At 68.9% G+C, this 15,129-nt stretch carries 18 protein-coding genes; 13 read left to right on the top strand and 5 right to left on the bottom strand.

Annotation, left to right across the window (positions count from 1 at the left end; translation table 11 throughout):
* The first annotated feature begins 4 nt into the window (after positions 1 to 4).
* The 13 genes from cobU to DES47_RS12120 all read left to right on the top strand — a co-directional run bounded on the left by cobU (position 5) and on the right by DES47_RS12120 (position 11,874).
* Positions 5 to 568, top strand: a complete 564-nt coding sequence (cobU, locus tag DES47_RS12180) for a bifunctional adenosylcobinamide kinase/adenosylcobinamide-phosphate guanylyltransferase (RefSeq protein ID WP_133700989.1) — start codon at positions 5 to 7, stop codon at positions 566 to 568.
* Positions 565 to 1,434 carry an ABC transporter substrate-binding protein gene (locus tag DES47_RS12175; protein ID WP_133700988.1) on the top strand — a complete coding sequence of 290 codons (870 nt, stop codon included), beginning with the start codon at positions 565 to 567 and terminating at the stop codon, positions 1,432 to 1,434. The genes cobU and DES47_RS12175 overlap by 4 nt, the downstream gene beginning before the upstream one ends.
* Positions 1,431 to 2,426 (top strand): FecCD family ABC transporter permease, encoded by a 996-nt coding sequence (locus DES47_RS12170; RefSeq protein WP_133700987.1) that lies wholly within the window; start codon positions 1,431 to 1,433, stop codon positions 2,424 to 2,426. Before DES47_RS12175 ends, DES47_RS12170 begins: the two co-directional genes overlap by 4 nt.
* A 70-nt stretch (positions 2,427 to 2,496) precedes the next feature.
* Positions 2,497 to 3,264 (top strand): ABC transporter ATP-binding protein, encoded by a 768-nt coding sequence (locus DES47_RS12165; RefSeq protein WP_133700986.1) that lies wholly within the window; start codon positions 2,497 to 2,499, stop codon positions 3,262 to 3,264.
* A complete protein-coding gene (locus DES47_RS12160; RefSeq protein WP_133700985.1) occupies positions 3,261 to 4,586 on the top strand; it encodes a cobyrinic acid a,c-diamide synthase CobB in 1,326 nt (441 codons plus the stop codon). The genes DES47_RS12165 and DES47_RS12160 overlap by 4 nt, the downstream gene beginning before the upstream one ends.
* Positions 4,576 to 5,145, top strand: coding sequence for a cob(I)yrinic acid a,c-diamide adenosyltransferase (gene cobO, locus DES47_RS12155; protein ID WP_133700984.1), 570 nt, complete (start codon positions 4,576 to 4,578; stop codon positions 5,143 to 5,145). The genes DES47_RS12160 and cobO overlap by 11 nt, the downstream gene beginning before the upstream one ends.
* Positions 5,146 to 5,153: 8 nt before the next feature.
* On the top strand, positions 5,154 to 6,089 hold the full coding sequence (cbiB, locus tag DES47_RS12150; RefSeq protein ID WP_133700983.1) for an adenosylcobinamide-phosphate synthase CbiB: 936 nt from the start codon (positions 5,154 to 5,156) through the stop codon (positions 6,087 to 6,089).
* Complete coding sequence (locus DES47_RS12145) at positions 6,086 to 7,057, top strand: aminotransferase class I/II-fold pyridoxal phosphate-dependent enzyme (protein ID WP_133700982.1); 972 nt, start codon at positions 6,086 to 6,088, stop codon at positions 7,055 to 7,057. Before cbiB ends, DES47_RS12145 begins: the two co-directional genes overlap by 4 nt.
* On the top strand, positions 7,054 to 8,550 hold the full coding sequence (locus DES47_RS12140; RefSeq protein ID WP_133700981.1) for a cobyric acid synthase: 1,497 nt from the start codon (positions 7,054 to 7,056) through the stop codon (positions 8,548 to 8,550). Before DES47_RS12145 ends, DES47_RS12140 begins: the two co-directional genes overlap by 4 nt.
* Before the next feature lie 9 nt (positions 8,551 to 8,559).
* Entirely contained in the window at positions 8,560 to 9,600 is a 1,041-nt protein-coding gene (cobT, locus tag DES47_RS12135) for a nicotinate-nucleotide--dimethylbenzimidazole phosphoribosyltransferase (protein ID WP_133700980.1), read from the top strand.
* Between the two features lie 14 nt (positions 9,601 to 9,614).
* On the top strand, positions 9,615 to 10,400 hold the full coding sequence (locus DES47_RS12130; protein WP_133700979.1) for an adenosylcobinamide-GDP ribazoletransferase: 786 nt from the start codon (positions 9,615 to 9,617) through the stop codon (positions 10,398 to 10,400).
* Positions 10,393 to 10,932, top strand: coding sequence for a histidine phosphatase family protein (locus DES47_RS12125; RefSeq protein WP_133700978.1), 540 nt, complete (start codon positions 10,393 to 10,395; stop codon positions 10,930 to 10,932). The genes DES47_RS12130 and DES47_RS12125 overlap by 8 nt, the downstream gene beginning before the upstream one ends.
* A gap of 135 nt (positions 10,933 to 11,067) precedes the next feature.
* The gene (locus DES47_RS12120) at positions 11,068 to 11,874 is read left to right on the top strand and encodes a beta/gamma crystallin-related protein (RefSeq protein WP_133700977.1); all 807 of its coding nucleotides are present in this window, start codon (positions 11,068 to 11,070) and stop codon (positions 11,872 to 11,874) included.
* A 31-nt stretch (positions 11,875 to 11,905) separates the two neighbouring features.
* Here DES47_RS12120 and DES47_RS12115 read toward each other — a convergent pair whose 3' ends face one another.
* The 5 genes from DES47_RS12115 to hisF are packed head-to-tail and all read right to left on the bottom strand — an operon-like array spanning position 11,906 to position 15,073.
* The gene (locus DES47_RS12115) at positions 11,906 to 12,922 is read right to left on the bottom strand and encodes a Gfo/Idh/MocA family protein (protein ID WP_133700976.1); all 1,017 of its coding nucleotides are present in this window, start codon (positions 12,920 to 12,922) and stop codon (positions 11,906 to 11,908) included.
* Between the two features lies 1 nt (position 12,923).
* Complete coding sequence (locus DES47_RS12110; RefSeq protein WP_133700975.1) at positions 12,924 to 13,178, bottom strand: YfhL family 4Fe-4S dicluster ferredoxin; 255 nt, start codon at positions 13,176 to 13,178, stop codon at positions 12,924 to 12,926.
* 26 nt (positions 13,179 to 13,204) lie between these two features.
* The gene (gene coaD / locus DES47_RS12105) at positions 13,205 to 13,702 is read right to left on the bottom strand and encodes a pantetheine-phosphate adenylyltransferase (RefSeq protein WP_243748281.1); all 498 of its coding nucleotides are present in this window, start codon (positions 13,700 to 13,702) and stop codon (positions 13,205 to 13,207) included.
* Positions 13,703 to 13,736: 34 nt separating this feature from the next.
* Positions 13,737 to 14,297: a 16S rRNA (guanine(966)-N(2))-methyltransferase RsmD gene (rsmD, locus tag DES47_RS12100; RefSeq protein ID WP_133700973.1), complete on the bottom strand. Its 561-nt coding sequence runs from the start codon at positions 14,295 to 14,297 to the stop codon at positions 13,737 to 13,739.
* Positions 14,294 to 15,073, bottom strand: coding sequence for an imidazole glycerol phosphate synthase subunit HisF (gene hisF, locus DES47_RS12095; protein WP_133700972.1), 780 nt, complete (start codon positions 15,071 to 15,073; stop codon positions 14,294 to 14,296). The genes rsmD and hisF overlap by 4 nt, the downstream gene beginning before the upstream one ends.
* Between the last annotated feature and the right edge of the window lie 56 nt (positions 15,074 to 15,129).

The raw sequence follows: 15,129 nt of genomic DNA, 5'->3' as shown, positions 1-15,129 counted from the left end.
CACCATGGCGGACCACCACCTGATCGTCGGCGGGCAGCGCAGCGGCAAGTCACGCCAGGCCGAGCGCCTGGCCCTGGCCTGGCAGCGCGCGGATGCCGCTCACCGCGTGACGGTGGTGGCCACCGCCATGGCTCATGACGAGGAGATGCGGGAGCGCATCGCCAGGCACCGGCAGGACAGGCCCGCAGGCTTTGACACCCTCGAAGCCCCGCTGGACCTGGCCGCTGCGCTGGCGCAAGCCGCCGCACCGGAGCGCCTGCTGATCGTCGATTGCCTGACCCTGTGGCTGACCAACTGGCTGATGCCGATCAGCGGCCAGGCTGACGAGGCCGGCTGGAATCAGGCCCGGCAGGCGCTGCTGGACACGCTGCCGGCGCTGGCCTCGACGGTGATCTTTGTCTCCAACGAAGTGGGCTGGGGCATCAGCCCGATGTCGCGCGAGGTGCGCGAATTCGTCGACGAGCTGGGCCGGCTGAATCAACAGCTGGCAGCGCGCTGCGCGAAGCTGACCCTGATGGTGGCCGGTCAGGCCTGGACCCGCGAAGTCGAAACAAAGGAATTGCCATGAAGCCACTGTTCGTGCTGCTCGCCGCGCTGCTGTCGCAGGGCGGCGCGGTGGCCGCCGATGTCGTCATCAAAGACGATGTGGGTCAGACCACACGCTGGGCCGCCCCGCCGCAGCGCATCGTCAGCCTGCTGCCATCGCTGACGGAGACCGTCTGCGAACTGGGCGCCTGCGCCCGGCTGATCGGCGTCGATCGCTATTCCAACCACCCGGCCTCTGTGAACGCCCTGCCCAAGCTCGGCGGACTGGATGACACCAATGTCGAGATGATCGTGGCGCTCAAGCCCGACGTGGTGCTCGTCGCGCCGTCGTCGCGCGTCACCGAGCGGCTGCAGGGGCTGGGGCTCAAGGTGGTGACGCTCGAAGCCAAGTCCTATGCCGATGTGCAGCGTGTGCTCGGCAAGGTCGGCGAGCTGCTGGCCGTGCCCGATGCGCCGCGCCTGTGGCGCCAGATCGAAGCCGGCGTCGCAGCCGCCGCACAGGCCATGCCGCCCGCGGCCAAGGGCACCCTGGTCTATTACGAGGTCGCCAGCGGGCCCTACGCGGCCGGCGAGACCTCCTTCATGGGCGAGACCCTGATCAAGCTGGGGGCACGCAACATCATCCCGGCCAGCCTGGGGCCCTTTCCCAAGATCAACCCCGAGTTCGTCGTGCGCGCCAATCCGCAGCTGATCATGATGGGCCAGCGCGATGCCGGCGGCATCTATCAGCGTCCCGGCTGGGACAGGATCGCCGCGATCCGCGACAAAAAGGTCTGCATCTTCACCCGCGAGCAGAGCGATATGCTGGGCCGGCCCGGCCCACGCATTGCCGAGGCGGCGCAGATCATGGCCCGCTGTCTGCGCGAAATGAGTGAGAAGAAGCCGTGATCAGCAGACCTGGCCCCCTGCTTGCCCTGTTGTTGCTGCTGACTGCAAGTCTGGCCGTGCTCGGTGTGGCCGTGGGCAGCACCGGCTTTGCCTTCAACTGGATCCATGACGACCAGGGTATGGCGCGGCAGATCCTCTGGCAGATCCGCCTGCCTCGCTCGCTGGGCGCCTGGACGGCCGGTGCGCTGCTGGGCTTGGCCGGGGCCATCGCACAAGGGCTGTTCCGCAATCCGCTGGCCGATCCCTATCTGCTGGGCAGTGCCTCGGGTGCGGGCCTGGGCGTGGCCCTGGCACTGGCCTTCATCGGCATGTCGCCGGCCAGCAGCCTGTGGCTGGACCGCCTGGGCCTGACCGGCGTGGCCTTCGTGGGCACCGTCGCTGGCGTGCTGGCCACCCTGCTGCTGGCACGTGGCGTCGAGCACACGCTGCGCCTGCTGCTGGCCGGCGTCGTGGTCGGCGTGGTGCTCACCGCCGCCACCAATCTGATCATGCTCAACTCGCCCGAGATCATGCGTTCGATGCAGGCCTTCATGCTGGGCACGACCGGCCTGCTGGGCTGGAACAGCGTCATCCTGATGGCCATTGCGCTGGCCTTGTGCCTGCTGGTCGCGCTGGGCGGCAGCCGCGCGCTCGATGCGCTGACCCTGGGCGAGGCCACCGCACACTCGCTGGGCGTGCGTCTGGGCCTGGTGCGCGTGGTGATGATTGGCGCCTTCGCGCTGGGCACCGGCACCGCCGTGGCCCAGGCCGGCATGATTGCCTTCGTCGGCCTGGTCGCGCCCCATCTGGTGCGCAACCACTGCCCCACCACCCACGGCAAGCTGCTGCTGTTGTCGGCCTGCGCCGGCGGCGTGCTGCTCTTGGCCGCCGACATCCTGGCGCGCTGGATGTTCGCGCCGCAGGAGTTGCCGGTGGGCATCATCACCGCCATCCTGGGCGGCAGCTATCTGTTGTGGCTGATGCACCGGCGCACCGGTCGGAGGCCCGCATGAGCGCCGCACGGCCGCCCGAAGGCGCGAATTCCCGCTTGGCGGGACAGCGCGCAGCGCGAAAGGTGCACCAATGAGCGCCGCAATTTCGGGCAGGCTGCAAAGCGTGCGCCTGCAGGGCCATGAGGTGCTGGGCCCGATCGCGCTCGAGCTGCCGCTGGGCCGCTGGACGGCCATCGTCGGCCCCAACGGCGCCGGCAAATCGACGCTGCTGCGGGCGCTGACCGGCTTGATACCGTCCAGCGGCGAAATCCGCCTGCTGGACCGGCCACTGCAGGGCTGGCCGGCCAAGGAGCGCGCGCGCACGCTGTCCTGGTTGGGTCAGAACGAGGCCAGCGCCGATGACCTGACCGCCCACGATGTCGTGATGCTGGGCCGCCTGCCCCACCAGGCCTGGCTGGCACCGCCCAGTGAGGCCGACCGCGAGGCCGTCAGGGCCGCGATGCTGCAGACACAGAGCTGGGACTGGCGCGAGCGGGCCCTGGGCACCCTCTCCGGCGGTGAGCGCCAACGCGTGCTGCTGGCCCGCGCACTGGCCGTGCAGGCACCCGTCCTGATGATGGACGAACCGCTGGCCCATCTGGACCCACCGCACCAGGCCGACTGGATGAATATCGTGCGCCAACTGGTCGCCCGCGGCCAGACGGTGATCAGCGTGCTGCACGAGCTGAACATGGCGCTGCAGGCCGATGCGCTGGTGGTGATGGCCAAGGGTCGTATCGCGCACCAGGGCCTGCCGGCTGACGTCGCTACGCATGCGGCGCTGCAGGACGTGTTCGACCGGCGACTGAAGCTCTTGCAAGTCGAAGGGCAGTGGTTGGCGCTGCCGCATACCCCATGAGCCAAGCCTTGATGATCAGTGCCCCGGCCTCGGGTCAGGGCAAGACCAGCATCACCGCGGCGATCGCCCGCTGGCATGCCCGCCAGGGCCAGCGTGTGCGGGTGTTCAAGACCGGTCCCGACTTCATAGACCCGATGATTCTGGCCCGCGCCAGCGGCCAGGCCGTCTATCAGCTGGACCTGTTCATGGGTGGGCTGGAGCACTGCCGCCGGCTGCTGCATCAGGCCTCGCTGGAGGCCGATCTGATCCTGGTCGAGGGCGTGATGGGCCTGTTCGACGGCGTACCCAGCAGCGCCGACCTGGCCGCCGCCTTTGGCCTGCCGGTGCTGACGGTGATAGATGCCAGCGCGATGGCGCAGACCTTCGCCGCGCTGGCCACCGGGCTGGCGCGCTTCCGGCCCGATGTGCGGGTCTGCGGTGTGGTCGCCAACCGCGTCGGCAGCGACGGGCATGCACGGATGGTCGGCGAAGCCTTGCCCGCCGATCTGCCCCTGGTCGCCGCGCTGAAGCGCCAGCCGGAGCTGAGCCTGCCCGAGCGCCATCTGGGCCTGGTGCAGGCGATGGAGCTGCCCGGACTCGACGCCCAGCTCGATGCCTGGGCCGACATCTGGGGTCAGGCCTTGAGTACGGGGGCCAACCCAGGTTTCGAGTTCGAAACGGTGGCGCTGCAGGCGGTGGACATGCCGCCGCCGAAGCCGCTGCTGCAGGGCCGGCGCATCGCCATCGCGCAAGACGCCGCCTTCTCCTTCATCTACCCGGCCAATCTGGACTGCCTGCGCGCGCTGGGGGCCGAGTTGCTCTTCTTCTCGCCGCTGGCGGGCGAGGCCCTTCCCGACTGCGACGCCGTCTGGCTGCCCGGCGGCTACCCCGAGCTGCATGCGGCCACGCTGGCCGCCAACGACGGCTTGAAGGCCGCACTGCGCACGCACCACAGCCAGGGCCGCCCGCTGCTGGCCGAGTGCGGCGGCCTCCTGAGCCTGCTCGACGGCCTGCAGGACGTGCAGGGCCGGCGCCATGCGATGTGGGCGCTGCTGCCCGGCGAAGCGCAGATGCAAAAACGCGTTGCCGCGCTGGGCCTGCAGGCCGTGAGCTACCCCGACGGCGAGCTGCGCGGCCACAGTTTCCACTATTCGACCCTGCAGACCCCGCTGGCGCCCATCGCCCGCGGCAGCAACCCGAATGGCGGCAGCACGCAGGAGGCCGTCTATCGCGTCGGCTCGCTGACGGCCAGCTACATCCACCACTACTTTCCGTCCCAACCAGAGGCCGCTGCGGCCTTGTTTTCTTCGCCTCAGTCTGGAGCGTCCACTCATGGAAATTGAAGCCCCCCCGGTCGATCGCGTGCGCGTCGAGCCCACGGCCGAACGCCGCGGCCTGATACTGGTCAACACTGGTGACGGCAAGGGCAAGTCCACCTCGGCCTTCGGCCTCGCCCTGCGCGCCCATGGCCGCGGCAAAAAGGTCAAGATCTACCAGTTCATGAAGGTGCCCAGCGCCCGCTTCGGCGAACACCGCATGTTCGAGCAGCTGGGCGTGCCCATCGAGGGCCTGGGCGACGGCTTCAGCTGGAAGAGCAAGGATCTCGAGCACTCGGGCCAGCTGGCCCGCGACGGCTGGGTGCGGGCTGAGGGCGCGATTCGCAGCGGAGAGTTCTTCCTGGTCGTGCTGGACGAGATCATGTACCCGCTGCGCTATGGCTGGCTGCCCCTGGACCCGGTGCTGCAGGCGCTGCGCGAAAGGCCCAGCCATGTGCATGTGATGCTGACCGGCCGCAACTGCCCGCAGGAGCTGATCGACCTGGCCGATACCGTGACCGAGATGGCCCTGGTCAAGCACCACTACCGCGCGGGCGTGCCGGCGCAGCGGGGCATAGAGGATTGAGTTCGCTGATGCCATGGCTGTTGCCCGCCGCGATGGGGGTGGCCTTGGCCGTGGACAGGCTGCTGGGTGAGCCGCCGACCTGGGCGCATCCGGTTGTCGCCATGGGCCGCTGGCTGAGCCTGTTCGGCGAGCGCCTGTGCGCCTGGCCACCGCGGCAGGCCTTCATCGGCGGTGCGCTGGCCTGGTGTGCCGGCGCGCTCCTCAGCGCAGGACTGGCCCTGGGCTTGGAAGCGCTGCTGTTCCAGTGGCTGCAGCCCTGGCAGTCCGGTGGCCGGGCCCTGGTGATGGCGCTCGCGCTGGGCCTGCTGCTCAAGCCGCTGCTGGCCTGGCGAATGCTCGGCGACGAGGTCAACGCGGTCGAGGCCGCGCAGGCCCAGGGTATCGCGGTCGCACGGCTGCAGCTGGCCCGCCTGGTCAGCCGCGACACTTCGGCGCTCGACGCGACCGCCGTGCGCGAGGCTGCGATCGAGACGCTGGCCGAGAACCTCAACGACTCGGTCGTCGCACCGCTGTTCTGGTTCGCCATCGCGGGCCTGCCCGGTGCGGCGCTGTATCGCTTCGCCAACACCGCCGATGCGATGTGGGGCTACCGCGATCACCGCGAATGGTCGGGCAAGGTCGCGGCGCGGGCCGATGATGTGCTGTCATGGATTCCCGCACGCATCACCGCGCTGGCGCTGCTAGGCCTGCGTCCGGCATTATTGATGAAGCTGCAGGCCGAGGCGATCCGCACTCCCTCGCCCAATAGCGGCTGGCCGATGGCCGCCATGGCGCTGCGCCTGGGCCTGCGTCTGGCCAAGCCGGGGGTCTACAGCCTCAACGACGGCGGCCGCCCGCCCGGCAGTGCCGATCTGCCGCAGGCCCTGCGCCTGGCCCGGCGCGCCATGCTCGGCTGCGCGCTGCTGCTGGCCTTCATGGCGCTGATCGCGAGGTTGCCCACATGAACATCCATGGCGGCAACGACAGCGGCCCGCCCCCGCTGCATGACTTCTCGACCAACGCGAATCCGCGGCTGCCGCCCGCATCGCTGAGCCTGGCACTGCAGCAGGCCGACCGGCGCCACTATCCCGATCCTCAATACTTGAGCCTGCGCCAGCACCTGGGCGCGGCCCATGGTGTGGCGCCCGAGCTGATACTGCCGGCCTCTGGCGGCGCCGAAGCAATCCGCCGCCTCAGCCTGGCCGCCCTGCTGCAGGGTCTGCGCGAGGCCTGGGTGCCAGCACCCGGCTTTGGCGACTATGCTGCCGCCGCCTCGGCCCTGGGGCTGCGCCTGCGTCCCTATGCCGACAGCGCCCAGCTGCTGCGCGAACTGACTGCCGAGGCCCTGGTGTGGATCTGCGAGCCCTGCAATCCGACCGGCACGAGTCTTTCCAGTGCCGAGATTGCCGCCATTGCGGCGCGTGCCGGCCTGTGCGTGATCGACCGCGCCTACGAGCCGCTGCGCCTGCACGGCGAGGCACCCGCCATCCCCGGCAACTGCTGGCAGCTGCTCTGCCCCAACAAGGCGCTGGGCCACACCGGGGTGCGCGCAGCGTACCTGATCGCACCTGACGGCGGCGCACTGACCCGGCGCGTCCAACTGCTGGCCGCCAGCTGGGTGCTGTCGGCCGAGGGCCAGGCCTTGCTGATGCAGCTGCACCGGCCCGAGATCCAGACCTGGCTGGCGGAATCGCGTGCCCAGCTGCGCGTATGGACGGCCGAGCAACGCGCGCTGTTGGCGGCCTTGAACTGGCTGCAGCGCGACAGCTGCACGCCGTTCTGGCTGGCCAGACCCAACCACCCCCTGCCCGATCTGCGCCGCGCTGGCATCAAGCTGCGCGATGCCTCATCCTTCGGTCTGCCGGGCTGGGTGCGCATCGCCACCCTGCCCCCACCCTCCCAACAAGCCTTGCTGAAAGAACTTCAACAATGACCGCCAAAGCCGTGATGGTGCTGGGCACCACCAGCAATGCCGGCAAGAGCTGGCTGGCCACCGCCCTGTGCCGCTGGTATGCACGCCAAGGGCTGAAGGTCGCGCCGTTCAAGGCGCAGAACATGAGCAATAACGCCCGCGTGGTGCCGGGCCTGAACGGTCGCATGGGCGAGATCGGCAGCGCCCAGTACTTCCAGGCCCTGGCCGCGCGCTGCACGCCCGAGGTGCGGCAGAACCCGGTGCTCTTGAAACCCGAGCGCGACACGGCCAGCCAGGTCGTCGTGCTGGGCGAGGTCAACGCGGCCTACACGGCCATGCCCTGGCGCGAGCGCAGCGAGCTGCTGTGGCCCCACGCGCAGGCGGCGCTGCATGAGTTGATGGCCGAGAACGATGTGGTCGTGATCGAGGGGGCGGGTTCGCCGGCCGAGATCAATCTGCACAGCAGCGACTATGTGAATATGCGCACCGCCTTGGCCGCCGATGCCGCCTGCCTGCTAGTCGCCGACATCGACCGCGGCGGCGCCTTCGCCCATCTCTTTGGCACCCACCAGCTGCTGCCGGCGAACGAGCGCGCGCTGCTGCGCGGCTTTGTGCTGAATCGCTTTCGTGGCGATGCCTCGCTGCTCGCCCCAGGCCCCGAGCAGCTGCAGGCGCTGACCGGCGTGCCGACGCTGGCCGTGCTGCCGATGTGGCGCGGCCATGGCCTGCCCGAGGAGGACGGGGTCTATGACGATGCGCCGACCGGCGCCAGCACCGGCCTGAAGATTGCCGTGGTCGCCTACCCTCGCATCAGCAATCTGGACGAGTTCCAGCCCTTGCGCAGCCTGCCCCAGGTTCGGCTGACCTGGGCACGCGACGTGGCCGCGCTGGAGGCCGCCGACTGGATCATCCTGCCCGGTTCCAAGCACACCAGCAGCGACCTGGCCTGGCTGCGCGAGCACCGACTCGATGCCGCGATCTCCCGCCATGCGGCTTTGGCGAAGCCGGTGCTGGGCCTGTGCGGCGGCCTGCAGATGCTGGGCGAGGCACTGACCGATCCCGAGGGCGTCGAGGCCACCGACATGAGCCTGGGCGCCAACGCGCCGGGCCTGGGGCTGTTGCCGCTGGTAACTCAGTTCGATCGCCACAAGCTGCTGCGCCCCAGCCGCAGCCGCTTTGCCGCGCTGCAAGGGCCCTGGCAGGCGCTCAGCGGCGTGGCCTGGAGCGGCTACGAGATCCACCACGGCCGCACGGTCCAGCATCCGGCGCTGCCACCCGCCGCCGAGGCCTTGGTCAGCGACAGCGGCGAGGTCACCGGCTGGGCCCAGGGTTCGGTGCTGGGCGTCTATGCCCACGGCCTGTTCGAGTCACCCGAGGTGATGCGCGCATTGTTCGGCGCCGGCGTGCCGACCCTGGACAGCGTGTTCGACGGCCTGGCCGATTTCGCTGACCGCCACTTCGCGCCCGGCGCCCTGATGGCGTTGCTGCGGCCCCACCACCAGCACTCCTTCTGAACCCAGACCATGCACGATCTGATTCCGACGATTCCCCCTCTTGACCAGCCCGGCCTCGGCGAAGCGCTGCAGCGGCGCATAGACAACAAGACCAAGCCTTTGGGCTCACTGGGCCGGCTGGAGGCGCTGATGCTGCGTCTGGGTCTGATACTGGGCAGCGAGACGCCCGAGCTGCAGGCGCCACAGATGATGGTCTTCGCCGGCGACCATGGCCTGGCGGCGCGCGGCGTGTCGGCCTATCCCAGCGATGTGACCTGGCAGATGGTCGAGAACTTCCTGGCCGGCGGCGCGGCCGTCAGCGTGCTGGCCCGCCAGCATGGCCTGACCCTGACGGTGGTGGATGCCGGCGTGCGCCATGACTTCGCCCCGCGCGAGGGCCTGGCCCTGTGCAAGATAGCCCCCGGCACGGCCGACAGCCTGGAGCAGCCGGCGATGAGCGAGGCGCAATGCGCGCAGGCGATTTCCGTCGGCCGCCAGCTGCTGGCAAAGACCCCCGGCAATGCGCTGCTGCTCGGCGAGATGGGCATTGGCAACACCTCCAGCGCGGCCCTGCTCCTGGCCCGGCTGACGCGCGCGCCGATCGAGCAGTGCACCGGCCGCGGCACCGGGCTCGATGACGCCGGCGTGCAGCGCAAGACCGCCCTCTTGCGCCAGGTGCTGGCCGCCCATCCACAGGCTAAAGAACCGCTGCAGGCGCTGGCCGCCTTCGGTGGCTTCGAGATCGCGATGATGCTGGGCGCGATGCTGCAGGCGGCACTCGAAGGCAGGGTCATCGTCGTCGATGGCTTCATCGCCAGCAGCGCCGTGCTGGTGGCCGCCCAGCTGCAGCCGGCCGTGCTGGAGCGCTGCGTGTTCGGCCACCAGTCCGACGAATCGGGCCATGCCTTGATGCTGCAGGCGATGAACGCCGAGCCGCTGCTGCAGCTGGGCCTGCGCCTCGGTGAGGGCTCGGGCGCCGCGCTGGCCTGGCCGCTGCTGGAGTCGGCCTGCCGCATCCTGCGCGAGATGGCCAGCTTCGAGTCGGCCGGCGTCAGCTCCTCTTCTTCCTGACGTCGTTCTTCCCAATGATTCACGAACTGCGCCTGTTCTTCACTGCCCTGCAGTTCTTCACCCGCGTGCCCATCCCGGCCTGGGTGGGTTACGAGCCGGCCTGGTTGCAGGACTGCGCCCGCCACTACCCGCTGGTCGGTGCCTGCGTCGGCGCCTTCGGCGCGCTGGTGCTGTGGCTGGCGCTGCTGGTGTTTCCGCCATCTGTGGCCGTGGGCCTGAGCATGGCGGCCACCGTCTGGATGACCGGCGGCTTTCACGAGGATGGCTGGGCCGACAGCTGCGACGCTTTAGGCGGCGCGGTCAGCCGCGAGCGCGCGCTGCAGATCATGAAGGACTCGCGCATCGGCGCCTATGGCGCGATCGGCCTGGTGCTGATGCTGGGGCTGAAGGCCGCCACCTTGACGGCCCTGGTGCAGGCCCAGCCGCTGGCGGCCCTGCTGTGCCTGGTCTGGGCTCACGCCGCCTCGCGCGCCGCGCCGGTGTGGCTGCTGCACGCGCTGGCCTATGCCGGCGATGCGGAACACGCCAAGGCCAAGCCGCTGGCGATGCAGATCGGCGGCACGGGGCTGGGCGTGGCCCTGCTGTGGGTTTTGTCGATCGGCGCGCTGTTTGTCTGGCTTGAAGCGGCGCTGCTGCTGCCCTTGGCCCTGGCATCGGTCGCGGCCCTGCTGGCCACCTGGCAGATGCGGCGCTGGCTGAATCAACGGCTGGGCGGTTTCACCGGCGACACGCTGGGCGCAACGCAGCAACTGGTCGAACTGGTCTGCCTGCTTGCGCTGCTGGCCCTGCTGCATGGCTGAGGCCATTCTGGCCTGGCGCCATCCGCGCCCCGAGTGCGCCACCGGCCGCTGCATCGGCGCAGGCACTGATCTGCCGGTGCACCGGCGCCGCGCCAAACGGCTGGCGCGGCGCATCCAGCAGCAGGCCCGCCGCGAGCGCCTGCCGCACTGCGTCCACACCTCGCCGCTGCGGCGCTGCGCCGACGTGGGCCGCTGGCTGCGCCGCTGGGGCTGGCGGCATGTGCTGGACGCCGCGCTGCTGGAGCTGGACTTCGGGGCATGGGATGGCCTGCCCTGGAGCGACATTGCCAAGGCCGAGGTCGATGCCTGGGTGGCTGACTTTGCCGCCCACCGGCCGGGCGGCGGCGAGAGTCTGCAGCAACTGCTGCAGCGCGCCGCCGACTGGCTGCCCCAGCGGTCAACCGGTGTGATCGTCGTCACCCATGGCGGCTGGATGCTGGCACGGCGCTGGGGCATCAACCGGCCCGTGCCGGTGGCGGCCGAATGGCCCAAGCCACCGGCCTACGGCGAACGGTGGCGGCTTCCCGCGTAGGACAGTTACTACGCGATCAAGCGGTCACGTCTGCTGTGCGGCAGGCCGGGAATTTTCCATAGTTGAGGCATCGGCTGAAGACCTGCGCGCCTGACAAGGCACCGCAGCTTCGGACGCTCAAGCAAAGGAAAAATCATGCACGCGAACTTGAAGACATTGCTGGCCGCGGCCGGCCTGGCACTGGCCACCCAGACCATGGCCCAGGTCACCTTCTACGAGCACGAACGCTTCGAGGGGCAGTCCTACACCGCCCAGAGGCAGACACGCAACTTCGAGCGCGCCGGCTTCAACGACAACGCCTCGTCGGCGATCGTGCGCAGCGGCCGTTGGGAGGTCTGCGAACACCAGAATTTCGAAGGCCGCTGCGTCGTGCTGCGCCCGGGCCGCTACATCTCGCTGGCCGCCATGGGCATGGATGACGCCGTGTCCTCGGTGCGCATGGTGGGCACCGCAACCAATGTCAGTGACGATCGCTACGCCCCGGCTGCGCCGCCCTATGTCGACTACAGCCGCCGCAAGAACGAGCGCCTCTACCAGGCCCAGGTGACCTCGGTACGCGCCGTGGTCGGCTCGCCCGAGCAGCGCTGCTGGACCGAGCGTGAACAGGTCACCCAGGAGCGCAGCAAGCCCAATGTTGGCGGCGCACTGGCCGGTGCCTTGATCGGCGGCATCCTGGGCCACCAGGTCGGCGGTGGCACGGGCAAGGACATTGCCACCGTCGGCGGCGTCGTCGCCGGTGCGGCCATCGGCTCCAATGTCGGCCGCGACCGCGACCAGCAGGTCAGCCAGAACGTGCAGCGGTGCACCAGCGTGCCCAGCCAGGCCAAACCCGAGTTCTGGGACGTGACCTACAACCACCGCGGCCAGGAACACCGGGTGCAGATGACCTCGGCACCGGGCGCCACCATCACCGTCAACAAGGACGGCGTACCGCGCGGCTGATTCTCCATCCAGCCATGCAGGTCAGCCCGCGCTAAACGCGCTGGCTGACCTGCCGTCTGAATGAGCTGAGCATCTGGTCCATCACCCAGGAGGCCTGCAGCGCATCGCGGCCGAGGGACGGGTGCACGATCTCGCCGTTCAGATGGCGCACCATGTTCTGGATGTGGAAGAACTGGATGTTCTCCGGGTGCGCGATCTCCAGGCGTTGCACGCCCTCGGTCCTGCGCAACACCAGCGGATGGGCATCGAACACCGAGCATTCGATGCGACCCATGCTGCCGTGAATCACCAGCTGGTCTTCACGTACCTGGCAACCGAAGTTCCAGAAGCCCGAACCGGTCACGCCGCTGGCGAACTGCCAGCTACCGGTGACCGCATCCTCGGCCGCATAAAGCCCCTGCTGATTCGCCGCCATGCCCGCCACGCGGCTGATGCTGCCCAGCAGATGGATCATCAGGTCCAGCCCATGGCAGGCCAGATCGACGAAATGCCCGCCTCCCGAGACCGCCGGGTCGGTGTGCCAGTTGTAGTCACCGGCCAGGTCCTGCGCCAGCGGCGCTCGGCTGAATGTCCAGTGCACATGGCGCACTTGGCCGATCGCACCCTCGTCCAGCCATTGGCGGATCTGATTGAAGCGCGGCAGCGAGCGGCGGTAGTAGGCAACGAAGAGCTCACGGCCGGCCGATTCGAAGGCCTGGATCATCGCCATGCACTGCGGTGCATTCAGCGCCATCGGCTTCTCGACACAGCAGTGCTTGCCAGCCCGGGCCACGCGTAGCGCGTAGTCGAGGTGGCTGCCCGGCGGGGTGGCCACATAGACAGCGTCCACCTCCGGGTCATTGATCAGTGCATCGGCATCCCCATACCAGCGCGGCACGCCATGGCGCCGCGCATAGTCTTCGGCCTTGGCCGCATCGCGGCGCATCACCGCCACCAGGCGCGAGCCCTCGGCCTTGTTGAAGGCTGGCCCGCTCTTCAGCTCGGTGACATTGCCGCAGCCGATGATGCCCCAGCGCAGCGGGCGCTCGGCCGAGTAGGTTTGAGTCACCTCAGGCCTTCAGGGCCTGCAAGCGGTTGAATTTGGCCATTAACATCTCGCGGCTTTCCACATGCTGCGGATGGATGGGGATGCAGGCCACCGGGCACAGTTGCACACATTGCGGCTCATCGAAATGGCCCACGCACTCGGTGCACTTGTTCGTATCAATCTGGTAGAACTCGTCGCCCATCGAAATCGCATCGTTCGGGCACTCGGGCTCGCATACATCGCAGTTGATGCATTCGTCGGTGATCATCAGGGCCATGGCTAGCTACCTACTTCATCGCAAACTCAGGACTGCTTGATGCGCTCTTGCAGGCGTTCGCGCACCGAGGGTGACACGAACTTGGAAACATCACCGCCCAAGGTGGCAATCTCGCGCACAAAGGTGCCGGAGATGAACTGGTACTGGTCCGAGGGCGTCAGAAAAACGGTCTCGACATCGGGCATCAGCTGGCGGTTCATGCCGGCCATCTGGAACTCGTATTCGAAGTCGCTGACCGCGCGCAGGCCGCGCACCACCACCTTGGCGCCATGGGCGACGACGAAGTCGCGCAGCAGGCCGCGAAACGGTATCACCTCGACATTCGGATACTTCTGCGACAGCTCGGAAGCAATCTCCAGCCGCTCCTCGATCGTGAACATGGTGCGCTTGTGGTGGCCGGCGGCCACGGCAACGATCAGCCGCTCGAACAATCGGCTGGCACGGCGCATCAGATCCTCATGGCCCAAGGTCATCGGGTCGAAGGTGCCGGGATAGACGGCGGTCAGTACGGTCACGGAGGTCAAGCGGCGCTCCTTGCGGTGGTGAGGCAGTACCGGATCATTCCGGGCGACGGAACAGATGGTAGTGCACCGCCCCGGCCTTGTCCTGACGCCACAGCTCCAGGCTGCCGTCCTCGGGCGCGGCAACCGCCTCGGGGCCTTCGACATACAGGTAGCCACCGGGCACCAGCAGCCGTGTCGCGGCCTTGATCGCCGGATGGCCCAGGCCGGCATCGAACGGGGGGTCGATGAAGACCAGTTCATAGCGCGCCGCGGCACTGCGACCCATGAAGGACAGGCCGTCGCCGAATTCGACGCGCACGCCCTCGGCCTTCAGCCGCTCCTTGGAGGCCTGCAGCGCCCGGGCCTGATGGCTGTCGCGTTCGACCAGTTGCACCTCGGCGGCGCCGCGCGAGGCGGCCTCGAAGCCCAGGGCACCGCTGCCGGCAAAGGCGTCCAGCACGCGCCAGCCGCTCAGGTCCTGGCCCAGCCAGTTGAACAGGGTTTCGCGCACCCGGTCCGGCGTCGGGCGCAGGCCTGGGCGGTCGGCCACCGGCAGCTTGCTGCGCTTCCAGATGCCGCCAATGATGCGGACTTCATTCGGTTTGGGCTGTTTCATGTTCTGACCGTGATGCCACGCGACGCCATCAGCGCCTTGGCCTCGCCAACCGTGTGCTGGCCGTAGTGGAAGATGCTGGCGGCCAGCACCGCGTCGGCGCCGCCCAGCTGTATGCCCTCGACCAGATGCTCGAGCGAGCCGACGCCGCCGGAGGCGATCACCGGCACCGGAATGGCATCGCTGACGGCGCGGGTCAGTTCCAGGTCGAAACCGATCTTGGTGCCGTCGCGGTCCATGCTGGTGAGCAGGATCTCGCCGGCACCCTGGGCGGCCATCTGCGTCGCCCAGGCCACGGCATCCATGCCGGTGTTCTTGCGCCCGCCATGGGTGTAGACATCCCAGCCGGGGCCGCGGACGGCCAGATCGTCGCCCTGGCGCCGCTTGGCGTCGATGGCGACGACGATGCACTGGGCGCCGTACTTGTCGGACGCGTCGCGTATCACCTGCGGGTTGGCCACGGCCGCCGAGTTGAAGCTGACCTTGTCGGCGCCGGCGTTGAGCAGGCGGCGCACGTCCTCGACCACGCGCACGCCGCCCCCGACGGTCAGAGGAATGAAGACCTGCGAGGCCACCGCCTCGATGATGTGCAGTATCAGGTCGCGCCCGTCGCTGGTGGCGGTGATGTCCAGGAAGGTCAGCTCGTCGGCGCCCTGGTCGTTGTAGCGGGCGGCAATCTCGACCGGATCGCCGGCATCGCGCAGCTCCAGGAAATTGACGCCCTTGACGACGCGGCCGCCGGTCACGTCCAGGCAGGGAATGATGCGTTTGGCGAGCATGCGGATCAGCTTTCGGCGCAGGGCGTGCAGGAGTGCGCGGCGAGTATAGCCCCGGG

The organism is Roseateles toxinivorans, assembly GCF_004362525.1.
Classification (GTDB): Bacteria; Pseudomonadota; Gammaproteobacteria; order Burkholderiales; family Burkholderiaceae_C; genus Paucibacter; species Paucibacter toxinivorans.
The sequence above is the reverse complement of the archived record's forward strand: the minus strand, read 5'-3'. Positions and strand labels throughout refer to the sequence as shown.